Below are 20375 nucleotides of genomic sequence, written 5' to 3' on the forward strand. Positions count from 1 at the left end.
CAAATGGTTTATTAATGATCAGGTGGATAAGCGTTGTTCTGCTTACTCTTCTTTATCCTTTAAGTGTATGTGGACAGGGTGTGCCTCTTATCCACCATTACAGTTCAGAAGAGATCGGTACCCATCCTCAAATTTGGTCTGTAACACAGGATGATTCCGGGTTTCTCTATTTTGGAAGTCAGGGAGAAACGATACAAGAATTTGACAGTGTAGATTGGGAGAGCTTACAATATAAACCCGATACAGGGGCTATTCGGTCGCTTCAGTTGTTTAATTCAAAGATCCATTGGGGCGCTGTTGGAGATTTTGGATATCTCGAAAGCGATTCATTAAATAAGTTTAGATTAGTTTCCCTGAAAAACCAGATTGACTCTACTCGCCGTTCGTTTGCTGATGTTTGGCAGATAGTTGAGTTTGATGAGAAGCTGTATCATCGCACATCGGATGCTATTTTGATATTGGAACAGGATACGGTAAAAGTTGTGGAGAGCGAAGAGAGACTCCGGGGAATTTTTAAAGCAGGCGATGAACTTTGGGTTCAACGAGAAGCCAGCGGATTAAACCGGATGGTGAATTACCAATGGAAACCCATTGAAGGGTCTGATCCATTTACCGATGATCGATTGATCGAAATACTCAAATACCCCGATTATAAACTGTTGATATTCAGAAATCACGGTTTTGTGAAATACCAAAATGGACGCTTTACTGATCTGTCCACCGGTGCAGATGACTATTTACAGGAACATTCTCTTTATAGGGCAACTGCTATCAATGAAACGGATATTGCACTGGCGTTTCTGAATGGGGGAGTGGTGGTGATGAGTAATGATGGTACGATTCAACATATTCTAACCGAAGAAAATGGACTTCCCACAAATGTAATTTATGAGGTTTATAAAGACCGGGAAGGGACACTTTGGGCAACATCATCAGACGGAGTTATAAAAATCCTGGCTAATAATCCACTTACCGCTATTCAAGAGCAAAATGGGTTTGATGGCAGTACAAAATTTATAGAGTCCTTAGAGGGTACGGTATATATTGGGTCGACCCATGGATTATTTCTTCTTGAAGATGAGAATGAAGTTCATAAACATCCCGGTATAGATGAATTGGTGTATGATGCTATTCAACTAAACGGGACTCTCTATGCTTCGTTTCCGTCCGGCTTGTTTCGAATTTTGGGTAATGAGTCTGAAAATATTCTTAAGGAGGGCAGCTACAGAAAACTGGAAATTCCCGGTAACAGCGGAAATACTTTTTTTGGAGCTCATCGGAATTCCATCGAACAGATTACCATAAGTGAACAATCCGTTGATCGTTCGGAAGTGTTATACAGCGAATCAGAAATTCGCCAGTTTTATGCAGATATCGATGGAATTTGGGCCGTTACTTTTCAAAATGAAGTTCTGTTTACCTCATTAGATGGTAATCAGACAAGAAAATACATCCCTGATATTGAGGGTGAATATTCCACCATCAGAAATATCTCTTCGATAAATGATAAGATAAGCCTGGCGACAGATGGCGGGCTATATATATTTGATAAAGAATCCGATTCATTTTTGCCAGATACCAGTTTTAATTTGTATGAATCTCCTTCCGGTAACTCAAATATTGTGACATCCCAGGTCTTTTCATTTGAGCAGTGTTCAGATGATGAAATTTGGTTTATAAGTGGCCATAAAATCAAAAGGGCGATTCGTGTAAATCATTCATGGGAAATTATTGAAAAGCCGTACAGTCTGATTGGAAATGAGGGTTCAATACAGGAGATTCATTGTAATTCTGATGGAAGTCTCTGGTTTGGCGGCTCCGAGGGGCTGTTCCATCTGTCTGATACTGATTGGAGTTACGAATCCGATTTTAACACAAACATTACCGGTGTTTTTATGCCCAACGATTCATTGATCTATGGCGGGCACGGGGAACTCCCAGATATACCAGAGTTTACATATGAAAACAATGATCTTCGTTTTACCTATGCCGCAGCCAGTTATATCGATCCGGCGCTGAATACTTATAGAATAAGGCTGCAGGGATATGATGACCAGTGGAGTGAATGGACGGAGGAAATGCAGAAAGATTATACATTTATACCGGAAGGTACCTATACATTCCAGGTTCAGGGAAAAAATGTATATGAAAAGGCCGGGAGTATCGATTCATTTACGTTTACCATTCTGCCGCCCTGGTACAGAACCATCTGGGCGTATATAGGATATTTGTTGATTGCAGGCGGAATTATTTATGGCGGCTATCGAATACGATTGAATGCCATATTAAGAGAGCAACGAATTCGCGATGGTATCGCACGGGATCTTCATGATGAATTAAGTTCAACGCTCAGTAGTATAAATTTTTTCGCGGATGCCATCAATTCCAGGAAACTTGGAGAAAAAGAGAACAATCGATTTCTGTCATTAATCACAAAATCATCCCGCGAGGCGAAAGAAAAAGTCAGTGATATTGTATGGGTTATCCACTCCGAAAACGACGATTGGACGAACCTGTTTCTGCGTTGTAAACGGTTTGCAGCCGATATGCTGGACGCACAAAATATTAAACATGAGTTTACATATCCCGATGAATTTTCGGGCCGTCCCACCATTACTGAACGCAAAAATATCTGGCTGATTTTTCGGGAGATCCTCACCAATATCGCCCGCCATTCAGAGGCTAATCATGTAGTTGTTCAGTTTCAGATGATCTCGGGAAGACTGCATATTCGAATTGAAGATGACGGCATTGGATTCGACCCGGAAAAAATAAGAAGTGACGGTTACGGAGTGCAAAATATTAAAGAGAGAGTTGAGCAATTGAATGGAGAATATAATCTAAAAACAAATCCCGGTAAGGGAACCCACTGGCTGATTAAAGTGCCGGTAGCCTGAGGCCTCTCTCCTCTGCTAATTCTATGTTCATAATTATCGCTGATACAAACAAAAACTGCATAGATATGTAGTGTTTAATGGGGGTGATGAAAGTATTTTCAATAGGAAGAGAAGAAGTTATATGCTTTTACGATATAAACCTTTCAGCCTGCAGAAATGAAAAAACTTTTAAAACATCTAAATCAACACAGATTAACAAGGGTCTTTGTGCCCGTCATCCTGGGATTGGTTGTTCTATCAGCATCCTCAATTTTTTCTTCGGGAAGTAACCATTATTTACATTTTCAAAAAGATCCATCTGCTGTGATAAAAAAATCGAAGACCCTGTCTGTAACATATGCGGTTAAAAAAAATTTTGGGCAGCATGAATCTCTTACATCGGGCGGAAGTTTTAACTGGAATTCAACATCAGAAGTTATTCCATAAACGAATAAATATGGTATTGAATACAAAACTACATAGTTATGTAGTGAGATTGGAGAAGATTAAGGATATGCTTCAGGCAGAGAATAATTCATAACCCAACCTTTAAAGTTACATAAAGCGAGGTTGTGTAGCGGGCATGGAGGTGCCTGTAAAGTGAAGGTTGGGTTAGATTTTCTCAATGGAGTTATTACGTTGGTTTTTTTGGGTAGAAAATTGCTAATCACCCATTAAACCTCTTTAACTCTATTAGCTTATCATATATGATAACGGAGAGACAAAACGGCGGACCTGATTGAGCGCAGGTCTGCCGTTGCTTTTTAAAGTAATGATCTATCCTGTCTTTGTGTTAATTCGTAAATTGTCAGTCTCACAACTTTGTAATCAATCTCAAAATCTATGCTTCTATTTGATAAGCGATTCTTTCGGGCCGTTTCAATGTTGCTTTTGACTTCTTTTTCTACGCTTGCAATGGCAGTTCAGAACGAACCTTATTTTACCAGTCATCCAACCTTAACCCCGGATGCCCAAACCATAATATTTAGCTATGAAAGTGATCTGTGGAAAGTACCGGCAGATGGAGGAATAGCTACAAGACTAACAGCAATGGATGGCGTTGAAACCCGTCCGTCTGTTTCTCCGGATGGACGATGGATTGCGTTTTCATCAAACCAGTATGGAAACCAGGATCTCTATATTATGCCGATAGAAGGAGGGGATCTGCAGCAACTTACATTCCATCAATCAACAGATGAAGTAGAAGGTTGGTCCTGGGATTCCGAAACGATCTATTTTACATCCGACCGTGAGAATCGGTTTAGTACGTGGGAAATATCAAGAGAAGGTGGAACTCCGGGCAGAATTTTTGCTCATTATCACAATACCGATCACAACCTGGCGATGCATCCAAACGGGTCGTTCTACTTTAATACCTCGTGGGAGAGTAAAAATCAGGATCACAGGAAACGATATCGCGGCGAATTTGCCCCTCAAATTGAGGTATATGATCCCGAAACGGAGCAGTACCGGGTGTTGACAGAGTTTCGCGGTAAAGATATGTGGCCAACCATTGATGAAAACGGCACAGTTTATTTTATCTCTGATGAATTAAATGGAGAGTATAATTTGTATCAGTTTAACCTGGGAGTGAAAGAACATCTGACAGAGTTTTCATCATCCATCAAATTTCCGAATGTAAGTGCGAATGGTGAGAAAGTTGTTTTTGAAAAGGATTACCAGCTTTGGATCTACCATGTTACAACGGGTGAGGCAAACAGGGTGCCGATTTCGGTGTATGGAAACAACACATTAGCCAAAGAACAGGATTTTAATGTGCAGGGAAATATCACGGCATTTGATCTATCACCTGATAAAGAGAAGTTGGCGTTTTCATCAAGAGGAGAACTGTTTATTTCTGACGCAGAAGGTAAATTTGTGCGAAAACTGCCAACAAGTGTGGATGGCCGCGTGAAGGAAGTTCTTTGGATGAACGATAACAAAACCATCCTGTTCAATCAGACAAAAGACGGATATCAAAATCTGTTTACTATCTCGGCTAATGGTGCATCAGGGGAAATCCAGGTTACGGATGAGATGCAAAATAATCGATCTGTTTCCCTAAACAGTGACCGGACAAAAGCTGTATATCTGAGTGGAAGAGGTGAAGTTCGAATCATGGATCTACAATCGTACGAGAGCGAAACTGTAGTTGTAGATGAAATTTGGGACCTCTTTTCTTCGCCTCCAATTTTCTCTCCCAATGATACCTTTATCGTTTACACGGCTTTCAGAAATTTCGAACAGAATCTGTATCTCTATGATATTGAAAACGAATCGGTTATTACAATAACTGATACCTTTGTCTCAGAGACAAATCCGGTATGGTCTCCCGATGGGAAATATATCTACTTCCAGACCAATCGAACCCAGCCAAACTATCCGTACGGTCCACAAGAAACAGATATCTATCGAATAGCCTTAGATTTGATTGAACCAGAATTTCGGTCGGAACAAGTAGATAAACTGTTTGAGGAAACCGAAGATGAAGGGACAAATGATGAAAATGGAAACGGTGAAGAACCTGAAGAAGATAGTATTGAAATAACCATCCGGGAAGAGGGACTGCGGGACAGATGGGAGCAGGTTGGAACACAGTTCGGTACACAAACAACACCGCAAATTTTTAAAAAAGGTGAGAAGACATACCTGCTTTACAGGTCGAACCACTCCCAGGGAGACACCAGTTGGTGGAAAACGGTATTTGAACCTTTTGAAACTCCTAAAACTGAGAAAATTGATGGAACCGAGATGGAATCAAGTGGGGTTTTGAATGTGGATGATTCTTACTGGGTGCTCCTGAATGGTGATATCCACACAATGAATATTGAATCCGGCAGTGTTGAAAAGATTGAGATCACTCACACGTTTCGGCGGAATCTTCGGGATGAGTTCAACCAGATGTTTGATGAAATGTGGGCAAACCTGGAAGAGAATTTTTACAGCAGCGATTTTCATGGCGAAAACTGGGAGTCTGTTCGCAATTATTACCGGCAATTTTTGCCGCATGTGCGTACAAGAAGCAATCTGAGAGAGCTGCTGAATGATATGGTTGGAGAGCTGAACTCTTCACATCTTGGTTTTTATTCATCGGGGGATGAAGAAGATCTCTATTATGGAAGTTCATCCCTGGCGACCGGTATCTTGTTTGAGGATGATGATCCCTATATCGTTCAACGGGTCGTCGATCAATCGCCAGCCTGGCAAACAGATGGAGAGGTTCAGCCCGGCGATCAGTTAATAAAAGTGAATGGATTGGAGGTTGATCCATCACAAAACAGGGAGTATTATTTTACAAAACCATCCATGGACGAGGAGATGATTTTGACATTTCGCCGTGGATCAGCCAATCATGAAGTAAAACTAAAACCAAGCTCTTATACCTCTGTTCGGGATGATATATATGAGGAGTGGATTGGCCAACGTCAGCAAATTGTTGATGAACAATCTGACGAAAGAATTGCTTATATCCATATGAAAAATATGGGAGGCGGTGAACTGGAGAATTTTAAAGAAGAGATGGTTTCTGAGGGTGAACAGCGGGATGCTTTAATTCTCGATCTGCGATATAATACCGGTGGAAATGTCCATGATGATGTTCTCCGGTTTCTCTCACAACGACCTTACCTGCAATGGGGATACAGGGAAGGCGAGTTAACAACTCAATCGAATTTTACTCCGGCCTCTAAACCGATCGTTCTGCTTGTAAATGAACAATCTCTGAGCGATGCTGAACTGACCGCCCAGGGATTTAAGGAACTCGGCCTGGGAACAATTATCGGTACAGAAACCTATCGGTGGATAATTTTTACCTCCGGAAAGAGACTGGTTGATGGTTCCTTCTACCGTTTACCTTCATGGGGTGTTTACACACTCGGTGGCGAAAACCTTGAAAAAACAGGAGTTGATCCGGATATCTATCTAAAAAATACATTCAAAGATCGCTTAGAGGGAGAAGATCCGCAGCTTCAATTAGCTATTGAGCACGTTATGCAGGAATTGAATGAGCAGAAACCTTAAATAGGTAATTTTTTATTCCTATTGTATAAAGTCGGTAAATCTTGTTTTTTTGGGAGAGTTGATTTTGAATTTTACAGATTGCAAAAAGAATGACCTTTGAAATAGCTTTTGTATTTCTGCTGTTGGTTGTAGCCGTTTTTCTCTTCATTACCGACTATGTAACCTTCGATGTTACAGCTATTATCATAATGGCGTGCCTTTTAGGATCGGGTATTCTTACACCTACAGAAGGCCTCTCGGGATTTAGTAATCCAGCTACCGTTACTGTGGCAGCAATGTTTGTATTAAGTGAGGGGATGAGGCGAACCGGTATACTAAATACCGCAGGTGATTTCTTTTCAGAGAAGATGCAGCAGAATTTTAACTACTGGTTTTTTGCACTTCTTCTTTTCATTTGTGTGATTTCTGCATTTATCAATAACACGGCGGCCGTTGCAATTTTTATTCCCGTGATTATGGGAATTGCCTCAAAAGTTGGAGTGAGTCCCTCCCGAATGCTAATGCCACTCTCTTTTGCCGGAATGATCGGTGGAACTACAACACTGATTGGTACATCCACAAACATCCTGGTAAGCTCAATTGCTGTAGATAGGGGGATGAGTGCAATCAGTATGTTTGAGCTGACTCCAATGGGGCTCATCTTTATTGTATCAGGTTTTATTTTTCTCTTTACAGTTGGGATAAAGATGATTCCTGAGCGTAGAAAAGAGGAGGAGCTGACCAAAGAGTATGAGATGCAGCATTATCTTACAGATATTAAAATTAATGATGATTCTTCACTCGTAGGCACATACCTGGATGAAGAAGATTTAACAAAAAACCTGGATTTGGATGTGATTCGGGTTTTTAAACAGAACGATGATTCATCAGCAAAAAGGAATCAAATCAAGATTGAGGGCGGAGATATTTTACGAATCCGCGGAAATGTAGACGAGATGAAAAAGTTGATGAAAAGTGAAGATGTTTCACTGCTTCCCTCAAGAGAATGGATGGATAAAGACCTTGAACACGGCCGCGATGCGATTGTTGAGGCCGTTATTGCACCTGAATCATCCCTTGTAAAAACAAAACTGGGAGACTTTCCTTTCTATGAAAATATTGGGGCAGTGCCACTGGCTATTCGTCAGCGGGGAGAAGTTAAGCATGATGACTTAGCAGATATAGAGCTTTCAGGAGGAGATTCAATCTTGTTGAGTATGAGTACTGAGAGATCAGCAGAGCTTGAAGATGAACCGGCATTTGTGTTGGTTTCAAAAATCGACACCATCTTGTATCGCGAGGAAAAAACATATTGGGCACTTGGAATCCTGGCGGGTGTGGTATCAACAGCTGCTTTGGGTATTACTTCTATTGTAATAAGTGCCGTGATTGGAGTGATCCTAATGATTTTAACGGGGTGTCTTCGAACGGACGAAGCATACGAGGCAATTAACTGGAAGGTTGTAATGCTTCTTGCCGGAGTGTTGCCGTTGGGCACAGCAATGGATAAGACCGGTGCCGCTGAATTAATGGCCACAGGTATGGTGGATACACTTGCAACATTTGGCCCAACGATATTGATGTCCGGCTTTTTTCTGCTAACGCTTATCATCACTGCTGTTATGTCTAATAATGCATCGGCAGCTCTTCTGGCACCCATCGCAATTGAGGCTGCGTCAACCATCAATGTAAACCCGCAAGCTTTCTTGTATGCTGTTACATTTGCTGCTTCACTCAGCCTGATTACTCCATTCGGATATCAGACAAATACCATGATTTACGGGCCGGGCCACTATACAATAAAAGATTTTTTCAAAATCGGACTCCCTCTCAATATCATTTTTTGGATTCTTGCAACAATCTTTATCCCCATGATATGGCCGTTTTAAGTGATATTTTATAATCTCTGATCAAAGCTAAATGGTGTGATATTGTGAACTTTTACCTTAGAAAATTCAGCGTGCTGCGGATTGATCAGAATATTGGTTTCCTCCCGAATAATGGAAGAAGGTACTTCCAAAAGCAGAGATTCGGAAGTTTCTATCCATTGGTCACCGATTTTCTGGCATTGATGATAGTTATCCATTTGATGCCATCCATCCGGTAAATTTTCTGGTTTGATCAGTTTTGCTGATATATGATCCGGAATATAAATTTCTGTGATTTTAAACTGCTGATTCAAGCCTTCCCCGGATCGGTGTACCAGATTTTCCAGGCATGCGAGCGCGCGCGAGGAAGCTGTATAAATAATATCTGTTCCTTTAGAATTCCATCGTGCAGGATAGCCGGATGCCGTTAACACACCTGCCCAGCGTTTTGTAGTGATGCGAAAAACAACCACTATGCCAGTGTGCCAAACTCAATGCGAATGACCTCTTCGCGAACCAGATCAATACCGCCGGATGTTTGCATAAGTGAAAACGGCTTTTGCCCGCCAAGCCCGGGTGCAGGTTTTTGAAGCCAGCGATTGAACGATTCGAGAGAGCCAAATACCTGTTCTGCTTTTTGATACAGTGCGATTATTTTTAGCAACTGCTCACTGTTTTGTGCACTTAAATGCTTCCCCTCTTTTTCGTAACGCTGAATAGTTTTGAAGGAGACATTTAAAAGGCCGGAAAGCTCTTGATTGGAAAATTCTGTAATCTCCTGAAGATCGAAGAAGGCAGATGCAGGCAGGCCAAGTTGTGCCTTGTTTACCAAACTAAACTGGTTTTCTTCGTTAACTTCGTATTTGGTAGCAACCTCTCTGACCAAATTTTTCTCTTTGTTGTACTCTTGCTTGTTATCCATAACAGTATTTTAAATAGAAATATGTCTATTATTATAAGACATTTTTCTATGTTTTAAAAATACCTGTTAATCTAATTTTTATAAATGGTTGGATCGGGCATGTCGTTTTCAAAGAAAACAAACCGGTTACTAAATATAATGGCCAGGAAAACGGAGAGTATAGTACCGGTAAAAATTGCCAGCATTATCATGATTTGGTACTGGATGGCTGTCATAGGCGAACTTCCACTTAAAATCTGACCGGTCATCATTCCCGGGAGAGAAACAAGCCCGATGGTTGCCATACTTGCCAATGTAGGGTTTGCTGATTTCTGAAGCGCCCGCTGAAAAAATGGATAGAGCGCCTCTGATCGTGTGGCCCCCGATGCAAGATAAAACTGGTATCGCTCTTTATTTTCCTTCAAATTATAATAAAAATCATTGATGCCAATTACGTTACTTCGAAGACAATTGCCTAAAACCATTCCTGTAATCGGGATGGCATACTGAGCTTCCAGAATTGTTCGAAGCTGAATCACCACTTCAAGAAAAAAGAAATCGATCATAACAATTCCGAAGAATGTAGCCCCAAAGATGGGAATGACTAACGAAGCTTTTTGCCTTAGATCACTTCTGTCAATGGTGGCAAAATCGGCCACAATAACCATGACAAGAATCCAGGCCAGGTTCAGCCAGGGATTGTCGTACTCAAAAATATATTCCAGGTAATATCCAACAAAGAGCAGCTGGAGTGTCATCCGAATGGTGGCGATTACCATTTTTCGGTTCAGCCCTGTTTGATACCACCAGAGAATAGCAGCAGGAATCAATAGACTCAGGAAGCCAATTGCAAGCTGAAACCAACTAAGCTCAATAATTTCCATAACAATTTGCTTATTGCATTTCGATGATTCGATCACACCGTTCCACCCAAAACGGATCGTGGGAAGTGGATAAAATAGTCCGGTCTGAATTTAACAACAGATCTGCAAGTTTCTCTTTGGATTCACGATCCAGCGCCGAGGTCGGCTCATCCAACAGCATCAGGGATTTGTCCATCAAAATGCAGATTAAAATTCCAACCCGCTGACGCTGACCGGTGGACAAATCAGAGAATGTTTTTTCGAGAATTGATGACTCCATTCCCAAGTCATCTAATAAGTCTTCAATCGATTTTATATCAGGTTTTTTTGTAGAACTGTTCTTGAATTCAAAGGGGTAATGAATAACTTCTTTCACGGAACCAATTCCGATATTCAAATCCTGTGGAAGCCAGGCAGTTTCTTTTCGGAATGATTGCAAAGTCCCATCTCTTAGGATAGTACCATTGTATAGAAATTCACCTTTATCCGGAGATTCAAAACCAAGAATGAGTCGAAATAGAGTGGATTTCCCACTCCCTGATTCTCCTTTCAAGACAAGTTTTTCACCTTCTTTTAATCCAAAAGAGAAATCATTAAAAATGATCTCATCGCCATATTTAAAATGGATATTTTTGCCTTCGAGTAGCATAAGGTAGTTTGTTTATTTGCCAATAAGGTAGAGAAGCTTTTGAGTTTGGCAAAAAAGAATATTGAGCAGTGAAGTACGGCTAATGGAGAATGTTATTCACCAATCATCTTTTCAAGTTCATCACAAGAAAAACCCAGTAGTTTCATTTTCTGAAAGAACACGGGTACGTCATGTTCAATAAACTCTCTGCGTTGCAGCTCAAGTGTTTTTTGATAGGCTCCCTCTGCGATAAAATGACCAACACCACGCTTATTTATTAAGATTTCTTCATCCTGCAGGATCTGAAAGGCCCGCATTGCTGTATTTGGATTGACCTCCATTTGCACGGCAATCTCCCGAACGGATGGAACGCGGTCATCCGTTTTCCACTTTTTTTTGAGGATCTGTTTACAGAAATAGTCTGAGATCTGTTTATAGATCGGTTCTTTATCTGTGAAATCCATCAGGCCACCTGCTTGTTTTTGAGTTGCAAATAACTGAGCCAAATAAAGAACAGGGTGAATCCAATACCGAGAATATACTTGATCGGCGTAATCCATTGTTGTGCATCTAACTGTATGTTGATAGAGAGGTCTTGATTCTGAGAAAGGCCAAATATCAACATTCCAATATTCAGTATAAAAATAGTACCTAACACAAAAACGATGATAACAAGCAGTGTTTTTATGAACGTATTCTTCTTGAAATAGACAGCTCCCAACAGAAAAATGCTCTGGTAAAAGAAAAATCTGAGAACCATTGACAAAACATCTGCGGAAAATGGATTGAAGAGATTAAAAGGAGTCCAATGCCCGGTATTAACTCCCTTTATGGTTTCGATTAAAAGACTCAGAGCTACTATGGCCACCATAGATACTACAGTATAAACAACGGATCCTGCAAACCAAGCGGCAAAAAGTTTTTCCGAGGTTGTTGAAGGAAGTGTAAGAAATTGGAAAGCTTTTGTTGGCGAGTGGACTTCATTAAATATCATGCTTGTCAGGATCAATCCGCCCAGCGTGTAAAGAGAAAGTGTAAGTCCGCGAATGGCAATGAAGCCCGGCCGATCTACACTGAACATGGTTGAAATGGTAGGAAGTACAGCAATTGCTAAAAGGAAACCCGCGATGCAGAGAAACCCGATCAGCCAGGTTCGCTGGTTCAGGGCCACGTATCTCTTTAAGACCAATTGAAACCGGGAAATAGAAAATTGATTATTTATTGTACTCATAATTCAATCAAGATTTAAACTGGTTGTTGATCAGATCTTGCTTTTGGATAATTCCGTTGAACAGGAGTTCAAGATCAATCTGAGTTTCCTTAGAGCTTTTATTTTTTTTAACGATGGCGGCTTTTCCTCCGAAAGCATCTTCGCTGTACAACACAATCCTGTCGCTGTCATCTGATATTTTTTCGAAGTTGAGCGTCTTCGAAATATTGATTACGCTCTGGTGGAAAATGATTTTGCCATTGTTCAAAACTATAATATGATCGATAATGCTATCGAGATCCCGAACCTGGTGGGTAGAGATCAAAAAACAGCGTTCGGACTGATCAGTGCCCGCCATTATTTTTCGAAACTGGCTTTTAGACGGAATATCGAGTCCGTTAGTCGGTTCGTCCATCAAAACCACTTTGGAATGGGTAGACAGGGCAAAGGCGATTAAAAATTTCTTTCGCTGGCCGTATGAAAGTTCGGTGAGATTTTTCTGTCTGTTGACCTGGAATTCGTCAAGAATTTCAACTAAATAGGATCGATCAAACCGCGGATAGAAAGGAGCATGCAAATCTACATACCTATCAGCGTTCATTTTTGGCAGATCGAACTGTTCCGGTAGGATATAAATCTCACTCATTGTCTCAGGGAGACGTTTTCTGACGTTTTTTCCAAGTACGTTGCACGATCCCTTTTTTGGAAACAACATTCCTGAAAGATGATTCAGAAGAGTAGTTTTACCGGCTCCATTCAAGCCAAAGAGCCCATATGTGTTTCCCGGCTCAAGAGTCATATTTAAACCGGTAAAAAGGGGTTGGCTTTTATTAAATGCAAATGTCAGATTTTCAACAGTAACCATAACTTTATAAGTTTATTATCTTATAGTATTAGTATACTAATACACATAAACAATAGCAATCTGCAGAAATGTTCAGTCCATTGATCTAAAATAGATAGTTCTTAGTGCCAAACCGGATTAATATTCACGGTTAAAAATGAACTATTTCGGGCAGAGCCCACGAGGTATCAACTTATAATCCAAATTTTTTAAACAATCTATGCACTTATTGTGAAGTGTCCCCACTTTGAAGGGGGCAATGGGGGATGAACTCCTGTGTCTCAGAACCAAGGTCTGGACACTTCAAAACTCAGATAGTCATCCCCCAGCTCACTCCGCATGCTTTTCCCCTTCAAAGGGGGACTTAAATCTTTTCCGCCCCGGTGAGTCGTGGAATTAAACCACTTAAATTAAAACATTTATCTTAGTTACTGCTTTCTAAATGAATGTAGGTTCAATGAAATAGAGGCAATTCTTGTTATACTATTTATGGCTGCCGGAACAGAAAAAAAACATAAAAAACTTGAGCGTACTCTTGGTTTAAGTGAGGCATTAACCATAGGAATCGGTACAATGGTTGGAGCCGGAATTTTTGTTTTTCCGGGTTTAGCAGCCGGAGAGGCAGGAGTTGCAGCAATATTATCCTTTGTTTTAGGTGGAGCAATAGCACTTCTTGTAGCACTATCCAGTTCAGAGTTAGCAACAGCCATGCCTGAGAATGGTGGGGCTTATTACTATGTGTCACGCATTTTTGGTGCTAATGCCGGATTTATAGTAGGTGTGGGGCAGTGGGTCGGTCTTGTATTTGCAAGTGCTTTTTACCTGACAGGATTTGCTCAATACATGATTGAAATATTGGAAGAGGTGGGATTGAATTTGGGTGACCCGATGGTACTCATTGCCTTTCTTATTGCCATAATTTTAACGCTCGTTAATGTGTTGGGTACCAAGGGGGCAGGTAAATTGCAAAATCAAGTGGTGATTTCATTAGCTGCTATTCTTGTTTTACTATTCGGGTATGGCATTTTAGATGCCACCGGTTTGATTGGAGAAGCAGCAGTGCCTGACACTTTTGCTCCCAAGGGGTATTGGCCAGTTCTAACCACAACCGCTCTTATTTTTACTTCCTATCTTGGATTTGTACAGATTGCAAATGTAGCAGGAGAGATTAAAAATCCGGTTCAAAATCTGCCTCGTGCAATGATCGGAAGCGTAATTGTAGTAATGTTACTTTATGTGGCAGCACTGTTTGTTAGTACAAGTACGTTATCAAACGAAGAACTGGGTCAACTCGGTGAAACTGCAATGGTAGGTGTTGCGCGGGAATTAATAGGAGATTTTGGGGCCCTGGCAATTTTAACGGCGGGGCTTTTGGCAACTTTATCGAGTGCAAATGCTTCTATCTTAAGTTCATCACGTGCTGTTTATGCACTGAGTAAAGACGAAATGATACCCAAATCAATCAGCAAGGTGAACGACCGTTTTGGTACTCCGCATATAGCTCTGATGGTTGTTGGAGTTCCCATGACAGGATTAACATTGATGGGCAGAATTGAAATATTGGCTGAGGTTGCTTCATTTTTACACCTCATTATGTATGGAATGATCTGCATAACCTTAATTAGAATTAAATACAATCGTCCCTGGTGGTATCAACCGGCTTTTCAATCCATGGGAAAATGGTCTGTGCCCGTATCGGGAGCGATTTTCAGTTTTGGATTGATCGCTTTTATGGAACCGTTGTCTATTTACCTGGGTTTTGGAGTGCTGGTCCTCTCTTTGATCTGGTATCTTCTTTTTGTTCCAGAAATTGTTTTTTCACTACCAGAAACAGCTCAGAAGGCTTACCAAATTAAACATCCCAGAGTTACAGTGGCCGTTGATATAGAAAATCCTAATGCTTTACCGAAAGCACTTTTAAAGGCTTTTAAAAATTTAAAGTTACTTGTATTAGGCTACAGGTTGGTTCCGGAGCAAACAAGTCCCGAACAATCGAGAAAGGAATTTGAAGATGAAGCACAGGAAAATCTGAACGATGTTTTGAGCGATCTTGAGGATCTGGACATAGAGATGGAAAGCGAACTTGTGTTTACACCTAATCTTCCCAAAACCATAAAGCAATATTCAGATGAATATGACAGCCACGCGGTTTTAACAGCACATCCTATAGAATCTGTAGATCGTTTATTAGTACCGATCTATTCAAAAGGCCAGGTAAACAGGCGTATTGCTTCAGTACTTCGGGAATTATCCAAGTCAAGTGAGCTGCCGATATCGCTTTTGTTGCTGTCGGGTCGGGGGTCAGAATCGAAGGAGAATAAAGAGATAGAACAATTGAAACAAAATATGATCACTGAATTGACACAGGCTGGAATTGCTGAAGATTTCATACGGGCAAGTAAAGCAGAGGTGAATAATATCGCAAAGGCGGTCTCAAAAATATCCGACGAAAATGATGTTCTTATACTCGGTGAACCGGAGGATATCGACAGAAACAGTTTCTTTAGAACTATACATCAAAAAATTGAAGATGCAGCAGAATGTCCTGTTATGGTAGTTTTAAAGGAAGAAGATTCCGAGTAGTCAGTATTTTAAAAATATCAGTGGATGGTTTTTATAAATCTACTTCTTTAAGTACACGGGAATTAAAAGGACAAAAACGGCCAACATTATCTACCCAGTAGTTGAGCTCATCTTCAACAAAGCCTGGCCGTCCGTCACACACCTCGGTTGATAATTCAACAAGATCCCACTCGTTCTCCACAAAATGCCAGCTCCAGCTACTGTTATACCCTGGATTTCCACGTACGATAGGGCCGTTTATGTGCAAAGTTCTCTCCTCAAATGGCAGCGATAACTCCTGTTCAGCTTTGGCAATGACTTCCTCGTTTGTAGTTTTTGCGACAATTGTATAATTGACGTCATCACTTTGGTGTGTGAATTCAAAGTAACGGGCATTATCATCGTCAGTGTTAGTACTGCAAGCCATCATGAAGGAAAGAAGAAAAACAGAAGTGAGGTAAATTGTTCTATAAAGAAACATCAATTCTGATTGATTTATCCATTATCATTCTAACAGATTTTTGAACGGTCTGATAAGGATGATATTTTGCCAAAATTTAAGCTTGTATACTATTCTAATCCACCATCAAAAAGTGGTTTTAAGAATCAGATGAATCTTATTTACTATTTAAGGGAAGAAGAATAATATCTTCAAAATTCAATTCACTGACTTCCAATACAGGTTCGGCGATTTCAACAATTTCATCATCGGAGTATTCATCCAGTCCTTCAAGTTCAACATAGAGGATGTCGTTCATCTCATCGACATTGTATTGCGCGTCTGTTGCTTCAAAACTCTCTTTTAATGTATGGACCAGGAACTCTACATCTTTGATCCATTCTTGAAAATCCGATTCGGTTTCTTCAGGCATCTTTGGTATGATTCAGATATGATTTTAATGAAGTGATAAAATATGAATCCATCGATAAAAAAATTAGCCGATCTGGCAGAAAAAAAGTCTCGAAAAATTATTGGGTTGATGTCCGGCACCTCGCTGGATGGCCTCGATATAGCTCTTTGTGAGATTCAGGGAAGTGGAGAAAATACAACTGTCGAACTGCTGGAATTTGAGACAATTCCATATTCTAAAAAGATCAGAAAAGAGTTAAAAAAGATTACATCGGTTGAAAATGTGAAGTTAAAGGAGATCAGCTATTGGCATACACGACTGGCCCATTTGCATGCAGATATGATTTTAAAGGCTTTGGAGGAATGGAAGGTAGACCGAAATCATGTAGACTGTATCGCCAGCCATGGCCAAACGATCTATCACTATCCTGCGAGGGATCAGAAAGGGATTGATGATAAAGTAAACAACACCCTTCAAATCGGGGATGGAGATCATATTGCATCAAAAACAGGAATTCTGACCATCAGCGATTTTCGTCAAAAACATGTGGCTCACGGCGGCGAGGGTGCCCCAATGGCCGGGCTGGTAGATCAAATATTATTCACTCATCCAACGGAAACCCGAATTTTGTTGAACATTGGCGGGATTGGAAATTTTACCTATTTGCCGCCCAAAAAATCATCAAAAAAATCCTTTACAACGGACACCGGTCCCGGTAATACATTGATCGATGCACTTGCAATGCACTATTTCCAAAAACCGTATGACAAAGATGGGAAGATCGCTTTTTCCGGAAATGTGAATGAAGGATTGTTGGATGAGATGTTAAACGATTCCTGGTTTGATGAGAACAGATCCAAAACAACGGGACCGGAGTATTTTAACCTCGAATGGCTTCAAAAAAAGACGGAGAGTTTGGGAATATCCGTAAATGAACTTCAACCGGAGGATTTGGTTCGAACGGCATCAGAACTTTCAGCAAGAACCATCACAGAAAACATAAAACAATATGTCGATGAAGATGAATCAGCTACTCTTTATGTAAGCGGGGGTGGTGCACACAATCCCTACCTGATGAAGCGGATTGATGAGCTGCTGCCGAGAGTGGAAATCAGAACTATTGATGAATTAGGAATTACAGCAGATGCCAAGGAAGCTGTACTCTTTGCTGTTTTAGCGAATGAGATGCTGGCTGGAAATGGATATGCGATGGAAACAGATGGAAAGACAAAAAAAGTAAATTTTGGGAAGATTTCGTTTGCAGAATAACACCGCAGAAGTACAGAAGAAACCCAAAAAGTATCTCTGTGAATTTCTGTGTATCAGTAGCAAAGAATTAAATTATTCACAATACAGTTGAAACAATGTTAAAAGCAACCAGTATTGAGTTTACTGAAGATGCATTGAAGGTATTTCTTGAAGATGGCCGTGAAATAACTGTACCAATTGAATGGTTTCCAAAATTGCGAGACGCTTCACCTCAAGAAAAGAATGATTGGCGGTTTATTGGTAATGGAGTTGGAATTCACTGGGAGTCATTGGATGAGGATATTTCAGTACAAGGTCTTCTTTCCTGATTGATAGCCACAGAAACACAGTGCCGCACAGAAAACTATTTTAAATTTCCGTGTTTCCGTGGCAAGAAATCAACTCACGGTTTGAATCACTTCTTGATAAGCATTAATCAACCGATACCGAATAGGTTGTGAATTCTGATAAATCTCCATTTGCCGTTCTACGTATTTCTTTCTCCCCGTCTCTGTTTCAATTTTGATAGGATCCAAGCCAAACTCCGTAGCATCGTACGGACTTGCCTGCATATCCACTTTTCGGGTTTCCAGTGCATTGAAAAAAGCCTCACGAATAAGCTCGCTTGAAACCCACGGATGTAGTTTAAACGCCCACTTGTAAAGATCCATATTGGTGTGAACGCAACCGGGTTGCTCGGTATCCTGGAATGTTTCGCGGCTGAGTTGATTCTTATTCATCGGTTGGGCTTTATCCGTAAAGAACCGAAATGCATCAAAATGAGTGCAAACCAGCGGACGCGATTCCACAAACTCAGCAATCTCATCGTCCGAGAGCCGTAGCGGAATCTGTTGATGCCGAACATTCTCTGCGCGATAGACCATCGCCCACTCATGCATTCCAAAGCAGCCAAACATCGGTTTTCGTTCGGCACTTTTTTCGAGAAGCTCGAGAGTCCATTTGGCAGATCGAACTCTTTTTTGAGGAAAGAACGTAGGATCGAGTCGGGCAAGACCATTCGAACAGCTCAGTTCAGAAATTTCAGGAAGGTTAGATTTATCGCTGTATTGCAGAGTAGTTCCAATTCCGGGCGACCATCGCATCAGATGTGAGGGACGAAATGCGTAATACTCGAAAAGGAAATCGAGAACCGGGTCTTTCTCCTGGCGTGATCGTTTTTCAAGGTAGGGATCGAGTACTTCGGAAAGAGACTCCTCGTGATCATTCATTTGAGCCACCCAATCCTCTTCCTGTAATACAGAAGCATCCGGCGATATCTGTTCGAAAACTTTTAACATCTGTTAAAAATATGATTCTTATGTTTGGGATGTAAATGTGATTTTAAAGATCCGCGAAGTTTCCAAAAACTTCGCGGATCTCCATGCCATGCATAGCGCGAGCGTGCTTGCATGGCACCGACATTCAAGTAGCTCCTGACGAGTTGAACTGAAATCCTTTTAGCGGGCGATTTTAATCTAGATCAATTAAATTGAAGCGGAGCTTCCAGGGCTTCGGAACGAGTGATCGATTATAAGTGGATACGCGAGGTCCCTGCTTGCAACAGGGTCCCTTTCGGGGCGCCATCAGTCCAGGGAAATCATGCCAGAAAACATAGATTTTAGATCGATGTTCCAAGAAATCAAAAACTTCATCCTTCATCTCCGGCTGCATTACCAGTTTTTTATCCTTTCCGGGGGATATCTTTTGGGTGGATTGCTGGCAGATCAGATGCAGTTTTCGCAGTTTTGGCTTCAATTTCTGAATGTTCATGTACTCCTTTATGGCGGTGCAACGGCTTTTAATTCTTATTGGGATAAAGATGAAGGTCCGATCGGAGGGCTTAAACATCCACCCAAAATGACTTCCTGGATGCACCACGTTTCTTTGTTGATGATGTTTGCCGGTTGGGCGTGGGCACTCAGCGCAGGTTGGTCTTACTTTATAGTTTATGGAATCAGCTTGATACTTTTCTGGCTCTACTCAACTCCTCATGCAAGGTGGAAAGGAGATCCTATTCTGAGCCTTATCGCCATTGGAATCAGCACAGGTTTGAATTCGGTCTTTTTGGGTTTTTGGGCAGCCGGTGGACTATTTTCTTTAGAAATTTTGTTGAGTGGAATAGGAGCATCACTCATATTGCTAAGTCTTTACCCGGTCTCACAAATTTACCAGGCTGATGAAGATTCAAAGCGGGGTGATGTAACGTTCTTTGTAAAGTTCGGCCAACATGGTGTTCAGCGATTTTTTCAATCTACATACCTTTTGGGATTGATGCTGCTGTGTGCCGGTTTTTACCGGATCTACAGTATTCCCGCTGTTGTCCTCTTCATCGTAGGTTTATGTTCGTTCATTATCATAAACGGATTTGTTTCCGGATTGGAGGGAGGTCAGGAAGAATACCAGGAGGTGATGAATATTAAATTTTTTGCATCGTTATCCTTCGTAATTTTCTTGTTGATATCGAACATCATTAGGTACGAATGGTTCGGACAAACATTTTTATCAAACTATTTTTAATAAGATTT

17 protein-coding genes are annotated in these 20375 nt (G+C 40.9%); 7 read left to right on the forward strand and 10 right to left on the reverse strand.

All coding sequences use genetic code 11. The features are described 5' to 3' along the window. Positions 1 to 14: 14 nt before the first annotated feature. The 3 genes from U5K72_20375 to U5K72_20385 all read left to right on the forward strand — a co-directional run bounded on the left by U5K72_20375 (position 15) and on the right by U5K72_20385 (position 8764). Positions 15 to 2897, forward strand: coding sequence for a triple tyrosine motif-containing protein (locus U5K72_20375; protein MDZ7721190.1), 2883 nt, complete (start codon positions 15 to 17; stop codon positions 2895 to 2897). An 822-nt stretch (positions 2898 to 3719) separates the two neighbouring features. Continuing rightward, positions 3720 to 6896 (forward strand): S41 family peptidase, encoded by a 3177-nt coding sequence (locus tag U5K72_20380; GenBank protein MDZ7721191.1) that lies wholly within the window; start codon positions 3720 to 3722, stop codon positions 6894 to 6896. An 89-nt stretch (positions 6897 to 6985) separates the two neighbouring features. Then, positions 6986 to 8764, forward strand: coding sequence for an SLC13 family permease (locus tag U5K72_20385; protein ID MDZ7721192.1), 1779 nt, complete (start codon positions 6986 to 6988; stop codon positions 8762 to 8764). A gap of 8 nt (positions 8765 to 8772) precedes the next feature. Here U5K72_20385 and U5K72_20390 read toward each other — a convergent pair whose 3' ends face one another. The 7 genes from U5K72_20390 to U5K72_20420 all read right to left on the reverse strand — a co-directional run bounded on the left by U5K72_20390 (position 8773) and on the right by U5K72_20420 (position 13210). Further along, the gene (locus tag U5K72_20390) at positions 8773 to 9216 is read right to left on the reverse strand and encodes an RES family NAD+ phosphorylase (GenBank protein MDZ7721193.1); all 444 of its coding nucleotides are present in this window, start codon (positions 9214 to 9216) and stop codon (positions 8773 to 8775) included. Next, a complete protein-coding gene (locus U5K72_20395) occupies positions 9216 to 9665 on the reverse strand; it encodes an antitoxin Xre/MbcA/ParS toxin-binding domain-containing protein (protein ID MDZ7721194.1) in 450 nt (149 codons plus the stop codon). The genes U5K72_20390 and U5K72_20395 overlap by 1 nt, the downstream gene beginning before the upstream one ends. Before the next feature lie 71 nt (positions 9666 to 9736). Next, positions 9737 to 10528, reverse strand: coding sequence for an iron export ABC transporter permease subunit FetB (gene fetB, locus U5K72_20400; protein MDZ7721195.1), 792 nt, complete (start codon positions 10526 to 10528; stop codon positions 9737 to 9739). 10 nt (positions 10529 to 10538) lie between these two features. Continuing rightward, positions 10539 to 11156 carry an ABC transporter ATP-binding protein gene (locus U5K72_20405; protein ID MDZ7721196.1) on the reverse strand — a complete coding sequence of 206 codons (618 nt, stop codon included), beginning with the start codon at positions 11154 to 11156 and terminating at the stop codon, positions 10539 to 10541. Between the two features lie 92 nt (positions 11157 to 11248). Continuing rightward, complete coding sequence (locus U5K72_20410) at positions 11249 to 11599, reverse strand: GntR family transcriptional regulator (protein MDZ7721197.1); 351 nt, start codon at positions 11597 to 11599, stop codon at positions 11249 to 11251. Then, positions 11599 to 12366: a hypothetical protein gene (locus tag U5K72_20415; protein ID MDZ7721198.1), complete on the reverse strand. Its 768-nt coding sequence runs from the start codon at positions 12364 to 12366 to the stop codon at positions 11599 to 11601. The genes U5K72_20410 and U5K72_20415 overlap by 1 nt, the downstream gene beginning before the upstream one ends. 7 nt (positions 12367 to 12373) lie before the next feature. Continuing rightward, positions 12374 to 13210, reverse strand: a complete 837-nt coding sequence (locus U5K72_20420; protein ID MDZ7721199.1) for an ABC transporter ATP-binding protein — start codon at positions 13208 to 13210, stop codon at positions 12374 to 12376. A 468-nt stretch (positions 13211 to 13678) separates the two neighbouring features. Between U5K72_20420 and U5K72_20425 the strand changes: the two genes are divergently transcribed. After that, positions 13679 to 15772, forward strand: coding sequence for an APC family permease (locus U5K72_20425; protein ID MDZ7721200.1), 2094 nt, complete (start codon positions 13679 to 13681; stop codon positions 15770 to 15772). Positions 15773 to 15803: 31 nt separating this feature from the next. On the opposite strand, the gene U5K72_20430 is transcribed toward U5K72_20425, so the two are convergent. Together U5K72_20430 and U5K72_20435 are read right to left on the reverse strand one after the other, a co-directional pair. Further along, positions 15804 to 16232, reverse strand: a complete 429-nt coding sequence (locus tag U5K72_20430; protein ID MDZ7721201.1) for a hypothetical protein — start codon at positions 16230 to 16232, stop codon at positions 15804 to 15806. A gap of 136 nt (positions 16233 to 16368) precedes the next feature. Further along, positions 16369 to 16623, reverse strand: coding sequence for a hypothetical protein (locus U5K72_20435; protein MDZ7721202.1), 255 nt, complete (start codon positions 16621 to 16623; stop codon positions 16369 to 16371). A 42-nt stretch (positions 16624 to 16665) separates the two neighbouring features. Between U5K72_20435 and U5K72_20440 the strand changes: the two genes are divergently transcribed. Together U5K72_20440 and U5K72_20445 are read left to right on the forward strand one after the other, a co-directional pair. Then, complete coding sequence (locus U5K72_20440) at positions 16666 to 17871, forward strand: anhydro-N-acetylmuramic acid kinase (protein MDZ7721203.1); 1206 nt, start codon at positions 16666 to 16668, stop codon at positions 17869 to 17871. A gap of 95 nt (positions 17872 to 17966) precedes the next feature. Continuing rightward, complete coding sequence (locus U5K72_20445) at positions 17967 to 18179, forward strand: DUF2442 domain-containing protein (GenBank protein MDZ7721204.1); 213 nt, start codon at positions 17967 to 17969, stop codon at positions 18177 to 18179. A gap of 69 nt (positions 18180 to 18248) precedes the next feature. Here the strand turns inward: U5K72_20445 and U5K72_20450 are convergent, their stop codons facing one another. Further along, complete coding sequence (locus U5K72_20450) at positions 18249 to 19148, reverse strand: 3-methyladenine DNA glycosylase (protein ID MDZ7721205.1); 900 nt, start codon at positions 19146 to 19148, stop codon at positions 18249 to 18251. Positions 19149 to 19476: 328 nt separating this feature from the next. Here U5K72_20450 and U5K72_20455 point away from each other — a divergent pair, with 328 nt between their 5' ends. After that, on the forward strand, positions 19477 to 20367 hold the full coding sequence (locus U5K72_20455; GenBank protein MDZ7721206.1) for a UbiA family prenyltransferase: 891 nt from the start codon (positions 19477 to 19479) through the stop codon (positions 20365 to 20367). Positions 20368 to 20375 lie beyond the last annotated feature (8 nt).

This window comes from Balneolaceae bacterium, from assembly GCA_034521495.1.
Lineage (GTDB): Bacteria > Bacteroidota > Rhodothermia > Balneolales > Balneolaceae > Rhodohalobacter.

Bases quoted from the DNA above. Each gene is read 5' to 3' on its own strand.
- U5K72_20395 (MDZ7721194.1), bottom strand. From the start codon at position 9,665: ATGGATAACAAGCAAGAGTACAACAAAGAGAAAAATTTGGTCAGAGAG.
- fetB (MDZ7721195.1), bottom strand. From the start codon at position 10,528: ATGGAAATTATTGAGCTTAGTTGGTTTCAGCTTGCAATTGGCTTCCTG.
- U5K72_20445 (MDZ7721204.1), top strand. From the start codon at position 17,967: ATGTTAAAAGCAACCAGTATTGAGTTTACTGAAGATGCATTGAAGGTA.
- U5K72_20425 (MDZ7721200.1), top strand. From the start codon at position 13,679: ATGGCTGCCGGAACAGAAAAAAAACATAAAAAACTTGAGCGTACTCTT.
- U5K72_20375 (MDZ7721190.1), top strand. From the start codon at position 15: ATGATCAGGTGGATAAGCGTTGTTCTGCTTACTCTTCTTTATCCTTTA.
- U5K72_20450 (MDZ7721205.1), bottom strand. From the start codon at position 19,148: ATGTTAAAAGTTTTCGAACAGATATCGCCGGATGCTTCTGTATTACAG.
- U5K72_20435 (MDZ7721202.1), bottom strand. From the start codon at position 16,623: ATGCCTGAAGAAACCGAATCGGATTTTCAAGAATGGATCAAAGATGTA.
- U5K72_20385 (MDZ7721192.1), top strand. From the start codon at position 6,986: ATGACCTTTGAAATAGCTTTTGTATTTCTGCTGTTGGTTGTAGCCGTT.
- U5K72_20415 (MDZ7721198.1), bottom strand. From the start codon at position 12,366: ATGAGTACAATAAATAATCAATTTTCTATTTCCCGGTTTCAATTGGTC.
- U5K72_20420 (MDZ7721199.1), bottom strand. From the start codon at position 13,210: ATGGTTACTGTTGAAAATCTGACATTTGCATTTAATAAAAGCCAACCC.
- U5K72_20440 (MDZ7721203.1), top strand. From the start codon at position 16,666: ATGAATCCATCGATAAAAAAATTAGCCGATCTGGCAGAAAAAAAGTCT.
- U5K72_20405 (MDZ7721196.1), bottom strand. From the start codon at position 11,156: ATGCTACTCGAAGGCAAAAATATCCATTTTAAATATGGCGATGAGATC.
- U5K72_20410 (MDZ7721197.1), bottom strand. From the start codon at position 11,599: ATGGATTTCACAGATAAAGAACCGATCTATAAACAGATCTCAGACTAT.
- U5K72_20430 (MDZ7721201.1), bottom strand. From the start codon at position 16,232: ATGTTTCTTTATAGAACAATTTACCTCACTTCTGTTTTTCTTCTTTCC.
- U5K72_20455 (MDZ7721206.1), top strand. From the start codon at position 19,477: ATGTTCCAAGAAATCAAAAACTTCATCCTTCATCTCCGGCTGCATTAC.
- U5K72_20380 (MDZ7721191.1), top strand. From the start codon at position 3,720: ATGCTTCTATTTGATAAGCGATTCTTTCGGGCCGTTTCAATGTTGCTT.